24 protein-coding genes and 2 pseudogenes are annotated in these 20,365 nt (G+C 47.7%); 14 read left to right on the top strand and 12 right to left on the bottom strand.

Annotated elements, in window-relative coordinates; genetic code table 11:
- The 4 genes and pseudogenes from MVG27_RS10170 to MVG27_RS06910 form a co-directional block, all read left to right on the top strand.
- Window positions 1–179, top strand: a pseudogene (locus MVG27_RS10170) (dTDP-glucose 4,6-dehydratase); the annotation flags it as partial.
- Between the two features lie 2 nt (window positions 180–181).
- A complete protein-coding gene (rfbC, locus tag MVG27_RS06920; protein ID WP_297548284.1) occupies window positions 182–739 on the top strand; it encodes a dTDP-4-dehydrorhamnose 3,5-epimerase in 558 nt (185 codons plus the stop codon).
- Window positions 740–752: 13 nt separating this feature from the next.
- Window positions 753–1,643, top strand: coding sequence for a dTDP-4-dehydrorhamnose reductase (rfbD, locus tag MVG27_RS06915; RefSeq protein WP_297548282.1), 891 nt, complete (start codon window positions 753–755; stop codon window positions 1,641–1,643).
- Window positions 1,612–2,949 carry a sulfatase gene (locus MVG27_RS06910; RefSeq protein ID WP_297548280.1) on the top strand — a complete coding sequence of 446 codons (1,338 nt, stop codon included), beginning with the start codon at window positions 1,612–1,614 and terminating at the stop codon, window positions 2,947–2,949. Before rfbD ends, MVG27_RS06910 begins: the two co-directional genes overlap by 32 nt.
- Here the strand turns inward: MVG27_RS06910 and MVG27_RS06905 are convergent.
- The 6 genes from MVG27_RS06905 to MVG27_RS06880 are packed head-to-tail and all read right to left on the bottom strand — an operon-like array spanning window position 2,946 to window position 7,377.
- Entirely contained in the window at window positions 2,946–3,674 is a 729-nt protein-coding gene (locus MVG27_RS06905) for a sulfatase-like hydrolase/transferase (protein WP_297556409.1), read from the bottom strand. The two genes, MVG27_RS06910 and MVG27_RS06905, sit on opposite strands and share 4 nt — an antisense overlap.
- A gap of 32 nt (window positions 3,675–3,706) precedes the next feature.
- Window positions 3,707–4,297: a sulfatase-like hydrolase/transferase gene (locus MVG27_RS06900; protein WP_297556407.1), complete on the bottom strand. Its 591-nt coding sequence runs from the start codon at window positions 4,295–4,297 to the stop codon at window positions 3,707–3,709.
- On the bottom strand, window positions 4,281–5,195 hold the full coding sequence (locus MVG27_RS06895; protein WP_297550534.1) for a glycosyltransferase family A protein: 915 nt from the start codon (window positions 5,193–5,195) through the stop codon (window positions 4,281–4,283). Before MVG27_RS06895 ends, MVG27_RS06900 begins: the two co-directional genes overlap by 17 nt.
- Window positions 5,185–6,285 carry a DegT/DnrJ/EryC1/StrS family aminotransferase gene (locus tag MVG27_RS06890; protein WP_297550532.1) on the bottom strand — a complete coding sequence of 367 codons (1,101 nt, stop codon included), beginning with the start codon at window positions 6,283–6,285 and terminating at the stop codon, window positions 5,185–5,187. The genes MVG27_RS06895 and MVG27_RS06890 overlap by 11 nt, the downstream gene beginning before the upstream one ends.
- On the bottom strand, window positions 6,282–6,941 hold the full coding sequence (locus MVG27_RS06885) for an acyltransferase (RefSeq protein WP_297550530.1): 660 nt from the start codon (window positions 6,939–6,941) through the stop codon (window positions 6,282–6,284). Before MVG27_RS06885 ends, MVG27_RS06890 begins: the two co-directional genes overlap by 4 nt.
- A complete protein-coding gene (locus MVG27_RS06880; protein ID WP_297550527.1) occupies window positions 6,898–7,377 on the bottom strand; it encodes an FdtA/QdtA family cupin domain-containing protein in 480 nt (159 codons plus the stop codon). Before MVG27_RS06880 ends, MVG27_RS06885 begins: the two co-directional genes overlap by 44 nt.
- 59 nt (window positions 7,378–7,436) lie before the next feature.
- On the opposite strand from MVG27_RS06880, the gene MVG27_RS06875 reads away from it, so the two are divergent.
- Window positions 7,437–8,531 carry a glycosyltransferase family 2 protein gene (locus MVG27_RS06875; RefSeq protein WP_297550525.1) on the top strand — a complete coding sequence of 365 codons (1,095 nt, stop codon included), beginning with the start codon at window positions 7,437–7,439 and terminating at the stop codon, window positions 8,529–8,531.
- On the opposite strand, the gene MVG27_RS06870 is transcribed toward MVG27_RS06875, so the two are convergent.
- Both MVG27_RS06870 and MVG27_RS06865 read right to left on the bottom strand, forming a co-directional pair.
- On the bottom strand, window positions 8,479–9,453 hold the full coding sequence (locus MVG27_RS06870) for a glycosyltransferase family 4 protein (RefSeq protein WP_297550523.1): 975 nt from the start codon (window positions 9,451–9,453) through the stop codon (window positions 8,479–8,481). The genes MVG27_RS06875 and MVG27_RS06870 overlap by 53 nt on opposite strands.
- Window positions 9,453–10,571 (bottom strand): glycosyltransferase family 4 protein, encoded by a 1,119-nt coding sequence (locus MVG27_RS06865; protein WP_297550522.1) that lies wholly within the window; start codon window positions 10,569–10,571, stop codon window positions 9,453–9,455. Before MVG27_RS06865 ends, MVG27_RS06870 begins: the two co-directional genes overlap by 1 nt.
- Window positions 10,572–10,645: 74 nt before the next feature.
- On the opposite strand from MVG27_RS06865, the gene MVG27_RS06860 reads away from it, so the two are divergent.
- A complete protein-coding gene (locus MVG27_RS06860; RefSeq protein ID WP_297556405.1) occupies window positions 10,646–11,806 on the top strand; it encodes a site-2 protease family protein in 1,161 nt (386 codons plus the stop codon).
- Here the strand turns inward: MVG27_RS06860 and MVG27_RS06855 are convergent.
- The gene (locus MVG27_RS06855; protein WP_297556403.1) at window positions 11,790–12,536 is read right to left on the bottom strand and encodes a hypothetical protein; all 747 of its coding nucleotides are present in this window, start codon (window positions 12,534–12,536) and stop codon (window positions 11,790–11,792) included. The genes MVG27_RS06860 and MVG27_RS06855 overlap by 17 nt on opposite strands.
- 60 nt (window positions 12,537–12,596) lie before the next feature.
- Between MVG27_RS06855 and MVG27_RS06850 the strand changes: the two genes are divergently transcribed.
- From MVG27_RS06850 to MVG27_RS06830, 5 genes are all read left to right on the top strand, one after another.
- Entirely contained in the window at window positions 12,597–13,571 is a 975-nt protein-coding gene (locus MVG27_RS06850) for a TIGR00269 family protein (protein ID WP_297556401.1), read from the top strand.
- Between the two features lie 128 nt (window positions 13,572–13,699).
- Entirely contained in the window at window positions 13,700–13,897 is a 198-nt protein-coding gene (locus MVG27_RS06845; RefSeq protein WP_297556399.1) for a TIGR04140 family protein, read from the top strand.
- 64 nt (window positions 13,898–13,961) lie between these two features.
- Complete coding sequence (locus MVG27_RS06840) at window positions 13,962–14,543, top strand: hypothetical protein (RefSeq protein WP_297471213.1); 582 nt, start codon at window positions 13,962–13,964, stop codon at window positions 14,541–14,543.
- 1 nt (window position 14,544) lies between these two features.
- Window positions 14,545–14,841, top strand: coding sequence for a helix-turn-helix domain-containing protein (locus MVG27_RS06835; RefSeq protein ID WP_297556397.1), 297 nt, complete (start codon window positions 14,545–14,547; stop codon window positions 14,839–14,841).
- A gap of 111 nt (window positions 14,842–14,952) precedes the next feature.
- Window positions 14,953–15,477 carry a CPBP family intramembrane glutamic endopeptidase gene (locus MVG27_RS06830; protein WP_297556395.1) on the top strand — a complete coding sequence of 175 codons (525 nt, stop codon included), beginning with the start codon at window positions 14,953–14,955 and terminating at the stop codon, window positions 15,475–15,477.
- Window positions 15,478–15,486: 9 nt separating this feature from the next.
- Here MVG27_RS06830 and MVG27_RS06825 read toward each other — a convergent pair whose 3' ends face one another.
- Complete coding sequence (locus tag MVG27_RS06825) at window positions 15,487–17,475, bottom strand: DUF460 domain-containing protein (RefSeq protein WP_297551047.1); 1,989 nt, start codon at window positions 17,473–17,475, stop codon at window positions 15,487–15,489.
- A gap of 113 nt (window positions 17,476–17,588) precedes the next feature.
- Between MVG27_RS06825 and MVG27_RS06820 the strand changes: the two genes are divergently transcribed.
- Entirely contained in the window at window positions 17,589–17,918 is a 330-nt protein-coding gene (locus MVG27_RS06820) for a hypothetical protein (protein ID WP_297471237.1), read from the top strand.
- Here the strand turns inward: MVG27_RS06820 and pcp are convergent.
- The gene (pcp, locus tag MVG27_RS06815) at window positions 17,904–18,503 is read right to left on the bottom strand and encodes a pyroglutamyl-peptidase I (protein WP_297551006.1); all 600 of its coding nucleotides are present in this window, start codon (window positions 18,501–18,503) and stop codon (window positions 17,904–17,906) included. The genes MVG27_RS06820 and pcp overlap by 15 nt on opposite strands.
- A 60-nt stretch (window positions 18,504–18,563) precedes the next feature.
- Between pcp and MVG27_RS06810 the strand changes: the two genes are divergently transcribed.
- A complete protein-coding gene (locus MVG27_RS06810; protein WP_297551008.1) occupies window positions 18,564–19,676 on the top strand; it encodes an NAD(P)/FAD-dependent oxidoreductase in 1,113 nt (370 codons plus the stop codon).
- 9 nt (window positions 19,677–19,685) lie between these two features.
- Window positions 19,686–20,033, top strand: a complete 348-nt coding sequence (locus MVG27_RS06805; protein WP_297551010.1) for an ASCH domain-containing protein — start codon at window positions 19,686–19,688, stop codon at window positions 20,031–20,033.
- Between the two features lie 45 nt (window positions 20,034–20,078).
- Here the strand turns inward: MVG27_RS06805 and MVG27_RS06800 are convergent.
- Window positions 20,079–20,365, bottom strand: a pseudogene (locus MVG27_RS06800) (carboxypeptidase M32); the annotation flags it as partial.

Genomic DNA, 20,365 nt, shown 5'->3' with positions numbered 1-20,365 from the left:
ATTTAAGGTACTCGCTCGATTCGTGGAAGATAACGAGGGATTTGAAGTGGAGGCCAAGGTACAGCTTTGAGGAAGGCATAGAGAAGACGGTCAGGTGGTATCTTGAAAACGAATGGTGGTGGAGGCCACTGGTAAACGAGAAGATTCTCCACCCAACACCGTGGAAGATAGGGTGGTAAAAGTGCCGTTCGAGTTCAGACACCTTGAAATTCCAGATGTTATTCTAATCAAACCCCGTGTTTTTGAAGATGAGAGGGGCTTTTTCATGGAGACTTACAAAAAACCGGATTTTGAGAAAGCAGGGATAAAGGAGGAATTTATTCAAGACAATCACTCTCGCTCGAAATACGGTGTTTTAAGGGGTCTCCACTTCCAGCGCGAGCCCTACGCTCAGGCCAAAATTGTTAGGGTCATACGAGGTGTTATCTACGATGTTGCCGTGGATTTAAGGAGGGACTCACCAACGTTTGGCAAGTACATAGGGGTCATACTCTCCGAGCACAACAAGTGGCAACTCTACATTCCAAAGGGCTTTGCCCATGGCTTTGTCGTGCTTAGTGACGTTGCTGAAGTAGTCTACAAGGTGGACAACGTCTACGCGCCAGACCACGAGGGCGGAATAATCTGGAACGATCCAGAGATAGGCATAAACTGGCCCGTTGATAATCCAGTAGTCTCGGAAAAAGACAAGAAATGGCCGACACTAAAGGAGGCAATTAAGAGGGGATGGGTCTTTTGAGGTGGTTTATCTGATGAGGGTTGCGGTCATTGGCGCAAATGGTCAACTGGGAACGGATATAGTTGAAATACTTAAGGAGGATTCCTCTTTTGAGGTTATTCCCCTGACACACAAAGACTTAGACGTTACCATTCCAGAAACCCTGAAAGTTCTGAAAGAGCTGAAGCCGGACATCATAATCAACACGGCTGCATACGTCAGGGTTGATGACGCCGAGCTTTATCCAGAGAAGGCCTTTGCGGTCAACGCCATCGGTGCGCTGAACGTTGCGAGGATTGCCAGTGAGATTGACGCAATCAACGTCTATATCAGCACGGACTACGTCTTTGACGGCGAGAAAGGAAAACCCTATATTGAGGAAGATGTCCCAAATCCAATAAACGTCTACGGGACGAGCAAGTATACTGGAGAGATTTTCACGAGGAATTATTCTAGGAAGTACTACATCATCAGGGTTGCAAGCCTGTACGGGAAGGCCGGTGCTAGGGGAAAGGGTGGCAACTTTGTAAATTGGGTCATTGAAAGAGCAAAGCTGGGTGATGAACTGAAAATTGTGGACGACCAGTTCATGAGCCCGACATATACGATGGACGTCGCTAGGACCTTGAAAGAGTTCTTAAAGCTAAAGCCGGAGTTCGGAGTTTACCACATGGTGAACAAGGGCTACTGCTCATGGTATGAGTTCGCTAAAGCTATATTTGAAATTCTGGGCTGGGACGTTAGGGTAAAACCCATAAAGTCAAGTGAGCTCAACAGACTAGCTAGGAGGCCAAAATTTTCAGCACTTGAAAACATGAAACTCCATAGGCTCAATATCAAAATGCCACCATGGAAAGATGGCTTAAAAAGATACCTCAAGGAGGATATATCTAATGTCAGTGAAAAATCTTGCATTACGTGCTAAACCAATAAAGAGGGTCTTACATCTTGGATACAGAATGAAGAAAGAAAGAGAATACAACAATGCATTTAGAAACAGGCTGAAGGATATAAAAGGTACAGACGTAAGGATAAGAAATAGGTTCAACGTTATCATCGTCGTTGCAGACTGCATGAGATTTAAGAACACGAGCCTCAACAACTATGACCGAGATACGACTCCCTTTTTGAATTCCCTACCGATAAAAGGAAAGTCAGTATCCGCGGCACCTTGGACTCATCCCTCTGTTGCATCAATTATGACCGGGATGTATCCCCATAATCATGGAGCATATATCCACTCCAAGCTCAGAAACTTTGATAATCCAAGAAACATTAAGGGAATAAGACGGAGGTATTTAACAATACCGGAGATTAGTGCCCTAAATGGTTACGATGTATATTTTGCGACTTCCATAGACGTTGCGTCCTTCCCCATGAAGGGAAGGAGTCCTGTAAAAATTTATCCCGGAGAAACCAGGGGAATTACGTTGATAAATGACTTTCTAAGATGGGCCAAAAAAGAAAAAAACAAAAACTTTTTTGCATATATCCATCTCGGGGACACCCACGAACCTCTCAATCCCCCGAAGGAGTTCAGGAACTATTTTGGGGAAGTTGAGAACATGCCAAACATTGAGAGATGGGCATTTCAGCGCATAGAGGAACAAAAAGGTAAAGAATTTGAAAAATTTAAGAAGAATAAAATTTTGCTGTATGACAACACTATCAGATACGTAGACTGGCTGTTTGAAGAACTATATAATAGCCTTGAAAAGATAGGATTGCTAAAGGATACTATCCTTATTTTTACGGCCGATCACGGGGAAGAGTTCTGGGAACATTCAAAACTTGAAGCCAAATACTTCTATGACCCCAGGGAAATCTATGGTGTGGGACACGGTCATAATGTCTTCAATGAGATTATAGAAGTTCCCCTTGCAATTGAAGGGCCAATAGAGAAAGTTAAGATTAAAGGACGTTCCCTTGTTGATGTATTTTCCACAATCATGGATTTATGGGAAGTCGAGCTGCCGTATAAAACAGACGGGCGGTCTCTTCTCAAACGACCAAAAAAGTTCATTCTTAGCGAGGCCACTGGGTATGGCTATGAAAAAAAGGCATTTATTGTAAAGGATTGGAAATTACTCTATGCCCCAGATGACAAAGTTGAATGGCTATTCTCTCTTGATAGGGACAAACATGAGCTCAACCCTACAAAGGATGCTGATGTTATAAAACCCTTCAAAGAGAGACTACTCTCCATACTCGCAAGGGATGAGATATTCTAACGTATGGAAGATATTTTGGTGGATGTAACTACTCGTAAAAATTTCGTAATTTCTTTTTTCATCCGCCTCAATATAACGTCATCAATTTCTGTCGTTGGGTCATACTGCTTAATGCATTCAAACTTCCAATCATTAACGTTAAAGATTGCCTTGAATGCTCTATGATACACTGCAATACGATACTTTTCAAGTTTTTTAACAGATAGTTTTTCTCGTTTTGAATTGATAGCGACCCTCCCCGCAATTCCATAGGACTCTGCAAAAACAGTATCAGAGAACAGCACCTTTTTCGAAGGTATTTTACCAAGAGCAACGTGTGTAATAAGGGATTTAAGTGACGTTAAACTAATCCAAGAGCCACCAACCGATGTTTTATCCGAGGTAGGGGACATCCATTGGGGATATTTTATAAAGAGAGGAACCCTTAATAACTCATCGTACAAGAAATTCCCATGGCCAATTCTACCATGCTCACCAAGTAACTGACCATGATCACTCGTTACAATGACAAGGGAGTTATCTAAGACATTGTGCTTTCTTAGAACAGAAAGCAACTCAAATAGTTTTTTCCCAAGATACTCAGATTCCGTTACATATCTTTGTCTCCACGCAGTCACTAGACTCATGTCCAAAGAATTCATCTTTAGATTATCCGATAAGATTTTTAAATTGTCGTTGACGAGATAGGGTTCATGCATTTCGATTGAATTTATAAAGATAAACATATTCTCGGACTTATTTTTGGAGAGATATCTGTCTAGGTAAGATATAATTTGTGATATCCCTTTTTCAGTCGGCCAATGCTTAAACAGGGCAAAAAATGTTTATAAAATGTCTGCATCAAGTATTGAGTTCCTCCCTTTAAGAGCAATCTATAGTGGTTTTTTCGCACCAGCTCTAAAAATATTCTGCGGAAGTTGCTTTGATTCTGGACAATTTTTCGAAGTATCTGCCTCTCTGAATCAGACAAAAGCTTTATCTCAGGTAGTGGTGGGACATAGTAGACATTATCAAATCCAACAAAGCCAAAATGAGGATGGACGAAAAAGTTGGAGGTCAATAGAACGGTGTCATACCCAAATTCCTTCAATTTAAAAGTTAGTAGATTGTCCTTTTTATCGAGTTTAACACTAGGTATCTTCCTCTTTTTTGTTTCATGAGCTCCGTGCAAAGCAGGATACAGTCCCGTGAGCATTGAAGCATGACTCGGAACAGTCCAAGGAGCGGGAGCTATTGCCCGCTCATAGGAGACAAATCCAAACTTTTCCAACACATTTCTAACGGGAATATCATAGTCTTTCCTAAGGGTATCTAATATAATAACTATTAAGTTAGGTAGCTCCCCCATCCTCGCTACCCTCGCTTGATATGAGTTCAAATCTGACCCGGTATTTCCACTCTCCCCAGAGAGGTTTTATAAGGGTTGGCAACTCACCAGTGTATTTTATGACCTTTCTAGGACCGTACCACTCCCACGTCTTTTCAACAAGTTCCTTTGCTATAATCCTCCAGAAGGTATCCCAATTTTTAATTCCTTTTATCCGTTTTAATATCTCATCATAGTATGTCCAATTGTGTTTGTTGTAAAACTTTTTGTGTTCCTCTATTCTTCTAATGTAATTCCCTGGGAAAATTGCGTAGTAATGATGCACAGGTTTGGGCACATACGCGTAATGAATTGACTTTAAAACATTCAATGGATGTCGTATGTTTTTTATTATGTTTTCCAGAATCCCCAGGGGAGTAAAAAATACACTGCCACTGTCCCCAAGTAGTCTAATATGGTCATCTTTTTTGAAAAAGGTAGGAGCCCATAGTTCAGGCTTAATAACCCAATTCCCAACAAAATAGAGGTAGGGCGCATAGAAAATCTTGACATTACGGTACATGCTTGCTAGGAACAATAAATACTCTATCGTATCCCTCTCAAAAACATGGTCAGGGTCAAGCTTTAAAATGTAGTCACCAGAACTTTCGTCTATAATCTCATTTAAGAGGTCCGAAAAAACATGGGATTTTATTCTTTTATTTGACACCCACTTCTTCCGAACTATAAAAACTTTATCCTCATGTATTTTCTGAAGTTTTTTCAGGATTGTATACGTTTCATCATCACTATAACCCTCACATATCATCAGCTCATCGCAATAAGGAAGCACAGACAAAATTGCTTCTAAAAATGGATATCCCTGAGAAACTAAATTCCTTGCAAGCATTATGCAAGTGACTTTGAGATTACGTGGCAACAAGACACCCCCTAATAGCCTCTGCGACGTATTCTACCTCCTCCTCACTAAGCCAAGGACTCATTGGGATTGATAGTATTCTTTGGGACACACGTTCTGTAATGGGTAGCTTCACATTGAAACCAAGCTTAGTATACGCAGGTTGAAGATGAACTGGAACAGGGTAATGTATCTGAACATGTATACCTTTACTAAGGAGACACTTCTCAAGTTCATCCCGTTTGCCATGTTGGATAACATATAAATGGTAAACATGTTTAGCCCATTCTTTTTCAATAGGCGTGATTACATCTGTATCCCTTAGGAGCTCTTTATATACCTGAGCGATTTTCCTCCTTCTTTGGTTCCACTTATCCAGATACTTTAGCTTCACTCTCAAAACAGCCGCTTGAATCTCATCGAGTCTACTATTAACACCCACAAACTCGTGATAATACTTCCGGGGTGACCCATAGTTTCTCATCATTCTCAATTTATCAGCAAGTTCATCATCATTTGTAGCTATCGCGCCGGCATCGCCATATGCCCCAAGGTTTTTGGTGGGATAGAAACTAAAACAAGACACATGCCCAATACTACCAACTTTTTTTCCTTTATACTCCGCTCCATGGGCTTGGCTTGCATCTTCTATCACATACAGCCCATAATCATTTGCTATTTCCATTATGGGAGCCATGTCAGCAGGATGGCCGTAAATATGCACCGGGATGATAGCCTTTGTTCTTTCGGTAATTGCATTCTCAAGTTGGGATACGTCCATCGTATATGTCTCGGGGTCTATATCAACAAATACCGGTCTAGCACCATTCCTTGTGATAGCGTCGACAGTTGAGATAAAAGTATGAGAAACCGTTATAACCTCATCCCCCTTTCCGATGCCCAAGGCTTTTACAGCAAGATATAATGCATCTGAACCAGAATTCACACCAATTACATGCTTTGTTCCAATGTATTTACCAAACTCCCTTTCAAAAGCTACAAGCTCTTCCCCTAAAATAAACCATCCCCTCTCAAGAACCCTGCCTATCGCGAGGTCTATTTCCTCCTTAATCTCCCGGTATTCCCGTTTTAGGTCTACCAGCGGTATCATAACACTCTCACCACTTTTTCGTTACCAGTTTCATCTATGATTTTCTTATATTCTTTTCCACAAACACATTTTGCGTATCCTTTTTCATTAAACTCTAAATCTCTTCCGCACTCGCAAACCCATCCCCGTAACCTTGCGGGAACACCATAAACCAACGCATAGTCAGGCACATCCCTAGTAACAACAGAGCCAGCACCTATCATTGCCCACCGTCCAATCGTTACCCCACATACTATAGTAGCATTTGCTCCAATGCTTGCCCCCTCCTTTATATATGTCTTAATGAATTCGGGAGGATACACCTTACTCCGGGGCCGTAAATCGTTCGTGAAAGTTACATTTGGCCCAACGAACACATTATCTTCTATTCTTACCCCATCCCATAATTGGACGCCATTTTTTATTGTAACATTGTCGCCCACAATAACATCGTTCTCCACAAATACATGGTCACAGATATTGCAATTTTTACCAATTTTTGCACCTGGAAGAACATGAGCAAATGCCCAGATTCTTGTTCCTTCTCCAACGTGTTCACTCTCGACGAGAGCATTAGGATGGATAAAAACTCCCTTTTGCTCAAGTTTTTTTCTTACCCTCACCACGCGCTCGCTATAGTCCTGATATTTTTTTTGCAACTCTTCTATCAGACTCATCCCAAACCCCCTCCCTGACCATGCGCTTGAATGTGTCGTAATCCCGTATGTAATCACTCTCATCATAAATTTCAGAAGCCAACACCAAAGCGACGGAATTAGAGGAAAAGTTTACCAACTCTCTCCACATTCCCGGAGGAATATAAAGGCCATAATGAGGCCTGTTCAAGAAGAAACTCTTTTTCTGGTACCCATCATCAATCACGACTTCAAAACTGCCACTTACTGCAATTATTACTTGCTCTAATGAAATATGAGCATGGCCCCCCCTTACAGCACCCGTAGGAACATCGTAAAGATAATATATTCGTTTCAGCTCAAATGGAATGTGCTTATATTGTTCTATGAAGGTCAGATTTCCTCGATAATCATGAACAACAGGAAATGAAATAATTTTGCATAAGTTTATTCTTCCTGACTTTACAGCATCGTCCATTAAATCCGCCACCAACAGACTTTTAGAATAGCGAAACTTATAATAATATCGGTGGTTCAATGCCATTACGAGTTTCAATTATTATATTAAACTGGAACAACTGGCAAGCCACAATCGAGGCAATAGAATCGGCCCATCGCTCCAATTTTGAAGATTATGACGTTATAGTTGTTGATAACGCGTCTACAGATGAATCAGTTGAAAAAATAAAAGAGTATTCAGCAGGTAACATCGGACTAACCTCCAAGTACATTACAATGAACCCACTCAACAAACCCCTCCACACATTTGAACTCTCAGAAGAAGATGCTAGGAGAGGAAAATTTAACATGGCTCTTTACAAAAAGATAGACCCAGACAGAAGGCTCATTTTAATCAGAAACAGAAAAAATTATGGGTTCGGTGGAGGAAACAACGTTGGGATTAAATTCGCCCTTACCGTTCTTAAACCGGACTATATTCTTCTTCTCAATAATGATGCATTGGTAACTCCCGAAACCCTTTCTAGGCTGGTTGAGAGTGCAGAAACGCTCAAGGCAGGTGTTGTTACCCCCAAAATTCTTTGGGCGAGAAATCCCCAGCTAATTGACAGCGCGGGTGGGGAGTACTCAAAAAACGGATACAGCTTTGATAGGGGAAAGTTTAGACCGTCTAGAGAGTTCAATAATCGGGAAGAAGTCTCCACAGTCTGTGCAGCATGTTCTCTTTACTCCTCCAGGACACTTGAAAAAGCAGGATTATTCAACGACAGATTATTTTTTCTTTATTATGAGGATACTGATTTAGCATCAAGAATACGGTGGGCAGGGGAAAAGCTAATCTATGAACCCTCTGCAGTAGCTTATCACTATGGGGGAAAAAGCACAAAAGGACTTGAAATCAGTGACTTGGCAGTTTCCCATTCCCTCAAGGGTCATCTGCTTTGTGCAATAATCAACCTCCCAAAGAAGTACGCTCCTCTATACGTTCTAGGTAACATTGTATATGCCCTCTACAATTTTATCTTGAGAAGGAAAATAAAGGCGGTTGCTGAGGGTTATTTAATGCTTCTCTCAGCTCTCCCAAGAGCCATAAGGGAAAGAAAACATATTCAGAGGAAAATTAGTGAAGAAGAGTTCTCAAGGCTTTTGACTTTAAAATGGAGAGCTTTTTAGCGTGTTTTCTGTTTTCAAGGAGTTTCTCAAGCTCCAAGTTAAAACTCGCTGGAGACATTCTCAAACAAAAAGTTGCTACTTCATTTGGAATCTCCGCATCGTCAAAAATCACGACGGGCTTTCCCCTCGCCAAAGCCTCCACTATCGGCAGTCCCCAGCCCTCGTACTTTGATGCATGGACGTAAACATCCAGAGAGTCATAGAACTCAACCAGCTCCTCATCGGGTATGAATCCGAGGAGCCTTATCCGTTTGTCGCTTTCAGCGAGCTCTCTAACCCTCTCGAACTCTTCCCCAGTTCCGGCAAGGAGTAACCTAGCGCTCGGGTTGTTCCAGCCCTTGAAGAGCTCAACAAGGAGAGCATGCCTTTTATGGTAGTCCATCCTTGAGATGTAGCCCACGGTAAACGTTCCCGGCTCCCTGAACTTTCCAGACTTTCTGGGAACCGTGAAAAAGCGCTCGCCTATCGGCTGGTGAACAACACGGATTTTATCCTCAGGGATTCCTCCGAGGCGAACAAGGTCAACCTTGGTGAGATGGGACACGGCATAAATCACGTTGTACCTCTTCGCCGAGAGAAGACCAAGGCGAATGAAAAACCTCTCCAGAAAACCCTTTAGGCCCTTTCTCGGATGCTTCAGGGGTATTAGGTCGTGAATGGTTATCCTCTTCTCGGCCCTTGGCTTGAGAAGGGGGAGCGTTATTCCCTCAATGACGCCGACGGCATGGTAAACGTCGCACCTGGAGCGAACGAGCCAGAGGGGAACTTTAAAAAACTGCCAGAGAAGGTAGGAGAACCTCTCAGAAGGAGAAAGTTCAACTTCGTGTCCTTCTTTCACCAGTTCCCTCATTAGGTTCCTCGTGTAGACCGCTATCCCCCCAGCTTTCACACTAACGCGCCTGACGATTAGGCAGATTCTCATCAGCCCACACCCCGATAGACCCTGAGGAGCGTCTTTACCACATCGTCCCAGTCGTAATGTCTGGCCCTCTCCCGCGCGAAGAGGCCGAGCTTTTTGGAACTCCCATGTGCCCTGAGGAGGGCCTGCGCGAACGCTTTGGGACTGTTATCAACGACGAAGCCATTCTTCCCGTTCTCGACGAGGTACTTCGAGGCGTTCATAGGGTGTTTCACTGTAACAACGGGAATTCCAGAGGCCATCGCCTCTATAACGACGAGACCGAACCCCTCCCTCATTGATGGGAAAGCGAAAACTTTAGAGGCTTTCATAAGCGAGACGACATCCCGGTAATCATCCAGAAAGCCCGTGAAGGTAACGTTCTCCTCAACCCCTAACTCCCCCGCAAGAAGTTCAAGCTTCCTTCTCTCCGGACCGTCGCCGACGATAATAGTCCTGAAGTCAGGGAATTCGCCTTTGAGAATGGCTAGCGAGGTTAGGAGAAAATCAACACCCTTCTCGGGAATTAGCCTGCCGACGAAGATGAAGTCGGACTCAAGTTCCGCGGGCTTTACCGAGCGAATTAGGTTCAGGTCTATCCCGTTGGGAACCAGGTACACCGGCTTTCTTAGGCCCGCCCCGATTAGGTCAAGCTTCGTTTTCTGGGAAACGGAAATATGCCTTTCAAAGGAGAAGAGGTCTCTCTCCAGTGTTTTACCGACAAACCCAAGAGCACCGAGGTAATCGAACCAGTAATCTCCCCAGAACTCGTGCCAGGTTATAAAGACGTTCTCCCTTCTGAGAACCCTGAGGGAGTGTGCCGGCAAATACGGGCTCGCCTGACAGTCTATAACATCAAAGCGCTCACCTTTGAGCCGGAAAATGAGAGAAATGGAATGGAGTAGGGGAGGAAGCATTGAACGCCTTCCGCCGGAGTAGAGATTACTAACGCGAACCGTGCCGTGGTAGTGAATCCCATCGCGCTCGACGTCGGGGCTTCCTTCCCAGTGCCTGTAACCGTAAACGTGAACCTCATGGGACTTTGCTAACCTAACCGCGAGCTCGTGGATTCTCTTTTCAACTCCGCCCTTGACCCAGGGGTAGATAACGTCGTAGACGAAGGCTATCCTCAAACTTTCCATCGCCACGGATTTGTCCGCTAACGTTTATAAGACCATCTAATGAGATTAGCCCAGCGGAAAAAGGGTGTTGAACCATGGTGAGCACCGCGGTTATAGTGATAATGGCGATAACCGTCTTCTGGCTCGTTCTCTACTCCCTGTTCGGAAAGAAGGAGATAGACCCCGAAACGGGAGAGCCCATAGAAAAGGAAGAGGGGTTAAGCGTTGACTTTCTAATAGCAATGTGGAGGACCAAGAGGCTTCTCGGCTTCATAGACAGACTCTCAAAGCTCAACCCCCGGTTCTGGAAGGTTTATGGTGACATAGGGATAGCCCTCGGCTACATGGGAATGGCCTACGTCTTTTATGCCCTTTTCATGACGGCTTTGAAGACCCTCCAGACGAAGAAAAGTCCCTCAGGGGTTCAGCTGGTAATACCTGGTGTGACGATTCCCCTCTGGTACGGCCTGATAGGCCTCGCCGTGGTTATGGTCGTCCACGAGTTGAGCCATGGTGTTGTAGCGAGGGCCGAAAAGCTTCCCCTCAAATCGGTTGGCCTCGTTCTGCTCGCCGTAATACCGGGAGCCTTTGTGGAGCCAGACGAGGAGAAGCTCTCAAAAGCTCCTTTGCGCTCCAGGCTCAGGGTTTACGGGGCCGGTTCGATGGCAAACGTGACGACGGCAATAATAACGGCTCTCATTCTCAGCTACGCAGTGACCCCTCTCCTCGTGCCTGATGGTATAGGGGTTAGTGAAGTAATCAAGGGGGCACCGGCGGATGGTGTTCTCCACAAAGGGGACGTTATAGTCGCAATAAACGGACAGAGCGTTAAAACCATGGAGGAGTTTATATCTCTTATGAACAAGACGAAGCCCGGAGAAACCATAACGCTCACCGTCATCAGGGATGGAAAGGAGATGAACCTAAAGCTCACGCTGGCCGAAAACCCGGAAAATCCAGAGAAGGGATTCATAGGGATAAGGCCGACCCAGCACGTGAAGTCGAAGATTGGACACGACTGGCTTATACTCCCGCTGTTCTTCTCGCTCTACTGGATTTACCTCCTGAACATCGGGATAGGCCTCATGAACCTATTCCCGCTGGTTCCACTCGACGGTGGCAGAATGCTAGACGATGTTATAAAGGAGTACCTGCCCGAGAAAGTGGCCAAGCCCGTTAGATACGCCACAATTGGAATCGGGCTGTTCCTTTTGGCAGTTAACGTTATACCGGCAGTCCTTAATCTCGTAGGGTAGGCAGGATTTCCACCCTTCCCTTTTTGAATTTAAATATTCCCCTTGACGGCTCAAAGTCCGGAAGAAGGGATTTAACAACCCGAATTTCCTCAACGCCCGGCCGTGAAGTCGGCTTAAATTCAACAATGTGCTCCGCGTACTGGGAAATCCATGAGAGAAACCTGGGAGAAACCCTATCCTTGTTTATGAGAAATACGTTAAGGACATCTTCGTCCCTAGAGCGGGGGAAATTTTCCTTTAAAGCCATGTTTCTTCTAAGGATCTTCATCCCAGTATTTTCCCCGAAAATCTCAACAAAACCGTCGACAGTTACGGTAATACCTATTCTCTTCGGCCTCCCCTCTATCATCTTTTTGTAGAGAGCAAGCACCTTGGGCAAAAAAGTACTCCCATCAACTTGTCCTAGAGAATAAACGAAGGACTCTTTAGGCTGAATGCCATTGACCGAGCCAAAAACGTCTATAACCATTAACCTGTCTTCCCTCCCAAGGGTCTGAAGGGCAAACCTAACGGCCATAGCATATTTCCTCAAAAGTCCGTAGGGAAAAGAGTAATTGGAAATGATACCATACCACCCTCTCGATAAAAATGCCTTGAATACTTCAACTCCCAGCGTCCACCCATAAGAACCGGTATAGTACACAATGAGCAGGGTACCGTCTTCTATAATTCCCCCACCGAGCATCTCATCAAAAGCACTAATCCCGGTTTTGAAGACCTTATATCCCATAATTACTCCCCAAGTGTGGGAGCATTAATCTTTTTAAAAGCCTTTTCTTAAGCCGAACCCATGCCAAAGTGTTCAAAGTGCGGAAGACCAGCGGTTTACCATGCACGCTACACCGGGAGGTACTACTGCCACAAGCACTTCAACGAGATGGTGGAGAAGAAGTTCAAGGAAACAGTCAAGAAGTACCGCCTAATCGAGAAGGGGGAAAGGATAGCGGTTGGGGTTTCCGGTGGGAAGGACAGCGTGGTTCTGATGCACCTCCTCGCGAAGCTCCGCGAGAAGTTTCCCTTTGAACTCGTGGCTATAACGATAGATGAGGGTATAGCCGGTTACAGACCGGCAAGCGTGGAGATAGCGAGGAGGAACGCGAAAAAACTCGGGATAGAGCACAGGATTTATTCCTTCAAGGAATACATTGGCTTCACGCTCGACGAGACCGTTGAGATAATGGGGAGCTTCGAGAAGGGCGAAAGAGTAGGCGCCTGCTCCTACTGTGGCGTCTGGAGGAGATGGCTTTTAAACTACGCGGCCAAGGACGTCGGGGCAGATAAATTAGCGGTGGGCCACAACCTGGACGATGAAGTTCAGATGTTCATAATGAACATTCTCCGCGGGGATATAGCCCGCTTAGGAAGAACCGGCCCATACTACGAGGAAATCCATCCGGAGCTTGTGCCGAGGATAAAGCCCCTCCGCGAGATTCCCGAGAAGGAGATAGTCCTTTACGCGGTTCTGAACAACATTGAGGTTGATTTAAGCGAGTGCCCATACGCGGTTGAAGCCTTTAGGGCCGAAATAAGGGACTGGCTCAACGAGATGGAAGAAAAGCATCCGGGAACGAAGTATCAAATCCTGCGGAGCTACGACAAGCTCTTCCCGCTCATCGCGAAGACCTACACAAAGAAAACCAGCGAGCTGAACCGCTGTAAGATATGCGGACAGCCTACAACCGGGGAGATATGCAAGGCCTGCCAGTTCCGCATTCAGGTCGAAAGGAAGGCGAGGGAAAAGGGAATAACCTTCAGGGTCGAGTAAAGGGTGGTTACCATATTGAACAGCCCTTTATAGATACCTGTTTGGCATACTAAACAACCATTAGAATAATTGAAAGCAATCAAGAAAAAATGACCGAATCGAAATCGTTCCGCTGTGGAGGTTCCTCCTTGAGGGTTATTGAGACGCCAATCTGCATGGAAGAGCTCAAGGAACTCAGGGAAAGGAGTAAAGCGAGAGTCGAGCTGGTTCTCCTTGGAAAAATCGAGAGGAACGGCATAACCCTAAATAGGGTCCTCATCAGGGGAACTCCCGGGGAAATCGAGCGCTTCATGGAGAGGCTGAGGTTGGCCCGGGCCGGGGGTTAGTTTGGGGAACAAACTTCCAACCGGGTATTTAAGCCCCAAATCCCAACTTTTCCCGGGTGGGAGCATGGAAGAGCTGAGTGAAGCACTAAGGGCCGTTGAAAGAGAGCTCAACTTCGCGAAAAAAGCCTACAACTCGATACTCTACCTCTACTGGGCGGTCGCGTTCCTGGTCATCTACCTTGCCTCGTCAGTGCTCTCAACATACACCGGGGCGTCCGCTAGTTCCCTCAGGGTTCTTCTCTCGGCCGTTGCGATACTGTTTTTCGTTTTCGAGGAGCTGAAGGCATCCAAGAAAGTAAGGGAGATAGAAAGGATTCTAGGCAGAAAAACACCCCTAAACCCCCGTTATCTCCTCACCCAGGCTCTCGTCTGGCCGGTTGTAATTGTGATTGTCAGTGTTTTTGTCAGGGACATCTGGCTATTCTCCCTCATCGGGATAGGGTTGGGAATGCTCGCTCTCGCGGTCGTTGACCACGCCTTCCTTCGGGAAGGCTGGGACAAGGCCCTTGTGGGGATGACACTATTACTCCTCAGCGTTCCGTACGGGAGGGTTCCAATTAACAATGGTGCATACGTAACACTCGCACTGTCACTGGCCTTCGGGCTCGGTGCTTACCTGTCACTCAGGAGGGCTATGAGGGAGTGAAATGATTGATGAACTCACAAGGCTTTCGAAATCACCTCTCGGCAACCCAACGAGATTAGCCATAGCCCTCTACCTGCTCCCAAGGGAGAGGACAACCTTCTCAAGCCTGAGGAAGGTACTAAAGCTCACCCCGGGAAACCTTGAGTTCCACCTGAAAGCCCTCGAGGAGGCCGGAATAATCCGGACGTACTACGGCTTCGGCAAGAGGCCGAGGAAGTTCGTAGAGATAACCGAAGAAGGAGTCGAGGAACTCGAGGAAGTCCTGAGAATCCTGAGGGAAGTGATTGGAAATGATTGAGTTCGCGGTTGCCTTCCTCCTGTGGCTGTTGATTTTGGTCGCATCCACGACCGTTGCTTCTCTAACCGCCAACAAGATGGCAAGAAAGGAGGATTCGCCATACAGCTGACGATGCTTTTCCTCTCGCTTGCTGTGATTGAGATTATGGGCAGTCCGGAGAGGTTCGGTTTCGTTCCCGACTTCAGATACGTTCTTCCCGCGTTCATCCTCGGCTTTGAGGCCTCGCTCATAATTAATCTGCTCGAGGGCAATCCTTCGATCCCGATGAAGGAGTTTATGCCCGAGGGGATAGAAAGGCTCATTCTCCTGCTAATCCTGGCCCCACTGGGCGAAGAGACCCTTAACAGGGATTTAGTTGAAGGATATCTACTGAGTTACGGCCACTTTTGGAGCGCAATACTTTTCTCGGCTTTGTTATTCGCACTGCCCCACTGGATGGCCAGCAAAGAGGGAAAAGGCGGGAATGCATTCATAGTAACTGGAGCCTTCATCGTTGGCTCGTTAGCCGGTTACCTCTTTGCCCTTGGAGGCATGCTCCCGGCCTTCGTCCTACACTCCTCGGCAAACATCGCCGGGTTAACCGTTCTGAAGCTCAGAGAAAGGCCTAGAGAAAAGGGAAATACCCGCAAGCGTTGAAAGAAACCCTCAGCTCCCTTTAGACTCCTCCTCGGCCCTTCTCTTGAGCTCTTTGATGCGTTCAATCCTGTACTCCTCTACAAGTTTCAGGAACCTCTCGGCTTCCCTTTCCTCGTCCTCTTCCTTCCAGCGTTCCAGCAGTTCCCCGATGGCCCTCTCAAGGGTCTCCCTCTCGACAACTGCAAACTCGTCAACCCTCTTCACATCAAGCTCCTCGCTCGTGAAGAACGGCACGTGTGCCTCCCTCAGAACTTCCCTGACGGTATGGGGGAGGGGTTTCTCCGTTATAAGGGCCCTTATCTTCCTCTCAACAAGCTCCTCCGCTATGGCCCTTCCGGCTCCGGCTGGATTTATTACGAAGAGGACATCGCCCCTTCTCAAACCAACCTCACGCTCAATCCTCTCGAGCTCGCGCCAGCTCAGGGTCCTGAGGACTTTTAAAGGTACAGCGCTCCCGCGAACTTCCACCACGTTCATTCTCTTGACCCGTACCAAATCCCTGCTGAGGCGCTCTATTACCGCCCTCGCTTCCCTCAGCTGTTTCTCAAGGACTTCGATACGCTTTACCTTCGCTTCGAGCTCCCTCTCGCGGAGAACTTTCCTCCTCACTTCCTCGTCGTAGTCGGCTATTCTCCTTTCCAGTCGCTCAATGGTCCTCCTCTGCTCCCTGATGATGTTCCTAAGATCCTCGTTCTCCCTTTCAAGGAACTCTATCCTCTCCTCCAGCTCGCGGATTTTCCTCACGTAGGGCCTCACGTCAACGGTTTCCTGTCCCTCAGGTTCCTCCTCCCTGGGCCTTTCCCTCCTTACGACCCTCTGCATGGCCTCACCGAGGTTGTAGCCCTGAATTACCAGAGCCTTGACCTCATCGGCCTTCTTGCTCAGCCCGGCCTCCCGAAGCTTGGCCTCAACGTGTTCAAGCTTCGGCTTGAGCCTGAGGTAGGCCTTGTAAGCAGCCGCCAGAGCGTCCCTCTGGTGGTCGTCGTCGACCCTAACTCCCAGACTCCTAAGGAGTTCGTTCTTCTCCTCTATTCGAAGGCTCTCCCTCGGGACGAAGAGGTTGGCCTTAAAGGAGCGCGCTATCTTCTCAACGAAGCCCGGGGCCGGAGAAACGTCCGTGGCAACTATAACCGGATGCCCAATCTCGCCTATGAACCTGAAGACCTCGCCGACTGGCATGTTCCTCTCGCTGTGCAGAGCCAGTATGTTCCCGCTCAGGTCGATGACAGCTATTCCAACGGTTATTCCCGGGTCTATGCCCACTATAACGCTTTTCCGCTCCTTTATGGCTTCCTCGCCCTTGAGCGGGGCAAAACCAAGCTCGGCCCTTTCAACCGGGTAAATCCTGACCTCAACGTCCCCACCGCGCATAGGCCTGACAATACCGGCCAGCTCTTCCCTGCTCGCGTAAACCCTGAACTCGCCCCTGGCTAAGCCATAGTCCTTTTCCTCGGTCTCAAGGTCAAATGGTATCTCGGCCCTTTTCAGCCGGTCTTCAATTTCCCTCACTTTATCCCTGACAAGGTTGTGGACCCTCTTCCTGTAGCGGTCCTGACTCCAGCCACCCTTGCCATGACTCCTCCCCCGGGTAACCTTCACTATGACCTCATCCTCAAAGGCCAGAACCTCGTAGCCCACACCTTTGCTCGCGAGCAAAGCGGAGAGCTTCGCTTCCTCGTAGGGGTCGAACCTGTCGGTCGTTCTTATGCCGTGCTCCTTCGCGAGGCTCTGCAAACTTCGCTGTTCGCCGGGCCTTCCTGTAACCTGAACGAGCTTGGTCCCCGGGGGAAGTGCCCTGAGAAACCTCCGCAAATCGTCTCCGAGTTCTGTAACGCTGTCTATAGCCACTATATCGGGCTTCTTGGAGCGGATAAACCGGATTAGCCGGTAGAGAGTGAACTCGCCCTTTCGCTCAAGTTTTCCGTTGTACCAGCTCACCACCGCAAAGCGCTTCGGGTTCTCACCGATTACATCAAGGCCGATTATGAGAATGAACACCACCCTCGGGAGAACTGAGGGACGGTATCTTTTTAACCCTTAGGTTTTGGGATTTCACCAAAACCGTTATTTAGCACTTGGGTTATATTCAATCCCGGGGTGATAGCGTGAAGATGCGCCTCGTCTTTGACAAAAAGTACGACATTCTGACGGGGGAATACTTGGTGAGCGTCAGGGAGCTCGACCTCGACGAGGAGCTGAAGACGATAGTTGATGGATTCGACCCAAAGGTTAAGGTCATGGGCGAAGAGCTAAGCCTCAACGAGCTGACTGGAAAGGTCTTCAAGGCGAGCACGAGGGAAGAGGCCGAAAAAATAATGAGCGAGATTAGGGGCGCACTGGTTGAAACGTTCGGCTCTCTGATAGCGCGCTTCAAAGAGGCCCAGAGTTTCAACGGCTCCGTTGTTTACGAGATAGACTTCAACGAGCTATTCAAGGAGTGACCTAATGGAAAGCTCTATAGCGCGGTTTATCGTTTCCTGGGCCATCGAAGGCCTCGGCTTTTCGAGTGCCTGCTCGTGGTTAAAGGGCATGTGGATGAAACCAGCTTTAGTTTCCATTCCAGCCACATCTATCGTGTGCAGGGCGGTGAACATCGCGGTGTTGCAGACGTAGGTGCCGGCCGTATTCGACACCCCGGCCGGAATCCCGGCCCCTCTAAGGGTTTTAACGACGTGCTTTATGGGTATAGTGGCGAAGTACGCGCTCGGGGCCCCCTCAAAGACCGGCTCGTCTTCCGGCCTGAAACCGTCGTTGTCCGGCATTTCCGAGTCCATCACGTTTATCGCAACCCTCTCCACGGTCACGTTGGGCCTTCCTCCAGCCTGGCCTGTGAGGAGGACGAAATCGGGCTTTTCCCTGACTATGAGCCTCGGCAGGAGCTCCCTGACTCCGTTGAAGGAAACGGGCAGTTGAACCTTTACGAGCGTTGCACCGGCGAGCTCATCTGGAAGGGACCTGACAGCTTCCCACGAGGGGTTTATCTTTTCACCGCCAAAGGGCTCGAAACCCGTAACGAGAACCTTCATGGAACCACCGGAAAGGGTAGGTTTTTAGGGTTTAAAAGCTACTCCGGGCGAGGGGTGAGAATGAGGTACGACGTCCTAATCATCGGTGCCGGGCCCGTGGGCAATTATCTGGCAAACCTTCTCGCGAGGGACTACAGCGTGGCCGTTGTCGAGAAAAAGAGCTCTTTCGGGGAAAAGGCCTGCACCGGCATAATAGGGGCAGAAAACTACGAGAGGCTCAATCTTCCAAAAAAAGCCGTCCTAAACGAACTCTACGGTGCAACATTTTACTCGCGAATCCAGAGCTTTTCGATAGGAAGGAAGAGCCCTCAGGCTTACCTCGTAGACAGGAAGACCCTCGAGAGGGAACTGGCGAAGAGAGCCATGAAAAAAGGGGCCGATTATTTGATGAACACGACCTTCAGGGGATTCAGGAACGGAAAGGCAGTTCTCCAGCACATGGGGGAGACGCTTGAGGTCAAGGCGGACTTCTACGTCGGGGCCGACGGCGTGAACAGCACCGTGGCGAAGGCCATCGGGGCCAAAACCCGGGCAGAATTCCTGAGCGGTTACGAGGTCGAGGTTCTGGGGAGCTTCGACAGGAGAAACGTTGAGGTGTGGGTCAACAAAGAGATAACGCCTGACTTCTTCGCGTGGGTCGCGCCGATTGACGGCGAAACCGCAAGGGTTGGAACATTTGGAAAAATGGAAGCCCTGAACAGGTTTTTAAGACTGAAAAGACTGGAACCAACGAAAATACTTGAGTTCAAGGCCGGTTCAGTCGGTTTCGGATGGAGAAAGCCCTGGGTTAAGGGAAACGTTGCCCTTGTTGGTGATTCAGCACTCCAGATTAAGCCAACGACAGCCGGAGGAATAGTTTACGGCATGCTATGTGCCGAGAATCTGAGAAAAGCCCTCCTCGAAGGGAAACCCGGAAAGTACTGGGACTACTGCTCGTGGGTGAGGAGACAGATAAGCTTTGGGCTTAAGTTCAGGAAGCTCTTTACTGGGCTCGACCAAGATGCAATAGAGAAAATCTTTGAGGTTCTCGGAAGCGAAGAGGCCAGGGAAGTCATAGAGACCCAGGCCGACTTCGACGACCACCTCAGAACCGCAAAGGCCCTCCTAAAGAGGCCGAAACTTCTCGCAAAGCTCATAAAGGTCAGCCCCAGTCTGATTAAGGCCCTGCTGTGAGGTGAGAGCATGAGGTGGAAGATGGGTCTCCAGGAGGAATACCTGAAGGCGATAGCCGAGGGAAAAAAGAAAATCGAGGGCCGCCTGTACGATGAGAAGAGGCAGGCCATAAAACCCGGGGATGAAATAGTCTTCGAGAACAAACTGGTGTGTGTTGTAAAGGACCTGAGGGTCTACTCATCATTCAGGGAAATGCTGGAAAAGGAGGGCCTTGAGAACGTTCTGCCTGGAGTGAAGAGCATTGAAGAGGGCGTTAAAGTTTATAGAAGGTTTTATTCAGAGGAGAAGGAGAAGAAGTACGGAGTTGTGGCTATAGAGGTCGAACCGGTCGCGTGGATAGGAGAACCCCTAACCTAATACTTAAAACTATCCACATCTTGCCAAGAAGATGAAAGAAAAGAATTAGAGATACCTCTCCTTTACCCAGCGGATGAAGTAGTCCGGGTTTAATTCCTCGCCGATGGCCTTCTTTAGGAGCTCCTTTGGTGGATAGATGCTTCCCCAGCGGTGTATCTTCTCCCTGAGCCAGGCCTTAATCGGTTCGAACTCGGCCTTGGCAACCTTTTCCTCGAAGTCCGGGATGTCCCTCTTCATGTGGTAGTAGAGCTGGCTCGCGAGGAGGGTTCCGATGCTGTAGGTCGGGAAGTAGCCTATCGTCCCGTGCGCCCAGTGGATGTCCTGGAGGATTC

This window comes from Thermococcus sp., assembly GCF_027011145.1.
GTDB lineage: Archaea > Methanobacteriota_B > Thermococci > Thermococcales > Thermococcaceae > Thermococcus.
The sequence above is the reverse complement of the archived record's forward strand: the minus strand, read 5'-3'. Positions and strand labels throughout refer to the sequence as shown.

Coding starts and splice junctions, on each gene's coding strand:
- rfbD (WP_297548282.1), top strand. CDS start 753: ATGAGGGTTGCGGTCATTGGCGCAAATGGTCAACTGGGAACGGATATA.
- MVG27_RS06910 (WP_297548280.1), top strand. CDS start 1,612: ATGTCAGTGAAAAATCTTGCATTACGTGCTAAACCAATAAAGAGGGTC.
- MVG27_RS06905 (WP_297556409.1), bottom strand. CDS start 3,674: ATGTTTATCTTTATAAATTCAATCGAAATGCATGAACCCTATCTCGTC.
- MVG27_RS06900 (WP_297556407.1), bottom strand. CDS start 4,297: ATGGGGGAGCTACCTAACTTAATAGTTATTATATTAGATACCCTTAGG.
- MVG27_RS06890 (WP_297550532.1), bottom strand. CDS start 6,285: ATGATACCGCTGGTAGACCTAAAACGGGAATACCGGGAGATTAAGGAG.
- MVG27_RS06885 (WP_297550530.1), bottom strand. CDS start 6,941: ATGAGTCTGATAGAAGAGTTGCAAAAAAAATATCAGGACTATAGCGAG.
- MVG27_RS06880 (WP_297550527.1), bottom strand. CDS start 7,377: ATGGACGATGCTGTAAAGTCAGGAAGAATAAACTTATGCAAAATTATT.
- MVG27_RS06875 (WP_297550525.1), top strand. CDS start 7,437: ATGCCATTACGAGTTTCAATTATTATATTAAACTGGAACAACTGGCAA.
- MVG27_RS06870 (WP_297550523.1), bottom strand. CDS start 9,453: ATGAGAATCTGCCTAATCGTCAGGCGCGTTAGTGTGAAAGCTGGGGGG.
- MVG27_RS06865 (WP_297550522.1), bottom strand. CDS start 10,571: ATGGAAAGTTTGAGGATAGCCTTCGTCTACGACGTTATCTACCCCTGG.
- MVG27_RS06860 (WP_297556405.1), top strand. CDS start 10,646: ATGGTGAGCACCGCGGTTATAGTGATAATGGCGATAACCGTCTTCTGG.
- MVG27_RS06855 (WP_297556403.1), bottom strand. CDS start 12,536: ATGGGATATAAGGTCTTCAAAACCGGGATTAGTGCTTTTGATGAGATG.
- MVG27_RS06850 (WP_297556401.1), top strand. CDS start 12,597: ATGCCAAAGTGTTCAAAGTGCGGAAGACCAGCGGTTTACCATGCACGC.
- MVG27_RS06840 (WP_297471213.1), top strand. CDS start 13,962: ATGGAAGAGCTGAGTGAAGCACTAAGGGCCGTTGAAAGAGAGCTCAAC.
- MVG27_RS06835 (WP_297556397.1), top strand. CDS start 14,545: ATGATTGATGAACTCACAAGGCTTTCGAAATCACCTCTCGGCAACCCA.
- MVG27_RS06830 (WP_297556395.1), top strand. CDS start 14,953: ATGCTTTTCCTCTCGCTTGCTGTGATTGAGATTATGGGCAGTCCGGAG.
- MVG27_RS06820 (WP_297471237.1), top strand. CDS start 17,589: ATGCGCCTCGTCTTTGACAAAAAGTACGACATTCTGACGGGGGAATAC.
- pcp (WP_297551006.1), bottom strand. CDS start 18,503: ATGAAGGTTCTCGTTACGGGTTTCGAGCCCTTTGGCGGTGAAAAGATA.
- MVG27_RS06810 (WP_297551008.1), top strand. CDS start 18,564: ATGAGGTACGACGTCCTAATCATCGGTGCCGGGCCCGTGGGCAATTAT.
- MVG27_RS06805 (WP_297551010.1), top strand. CDS start 19,686: ATGAGGTGGAAGATGGGTCTCCAGGAGGAATACCTGAAGGCGATAGCC.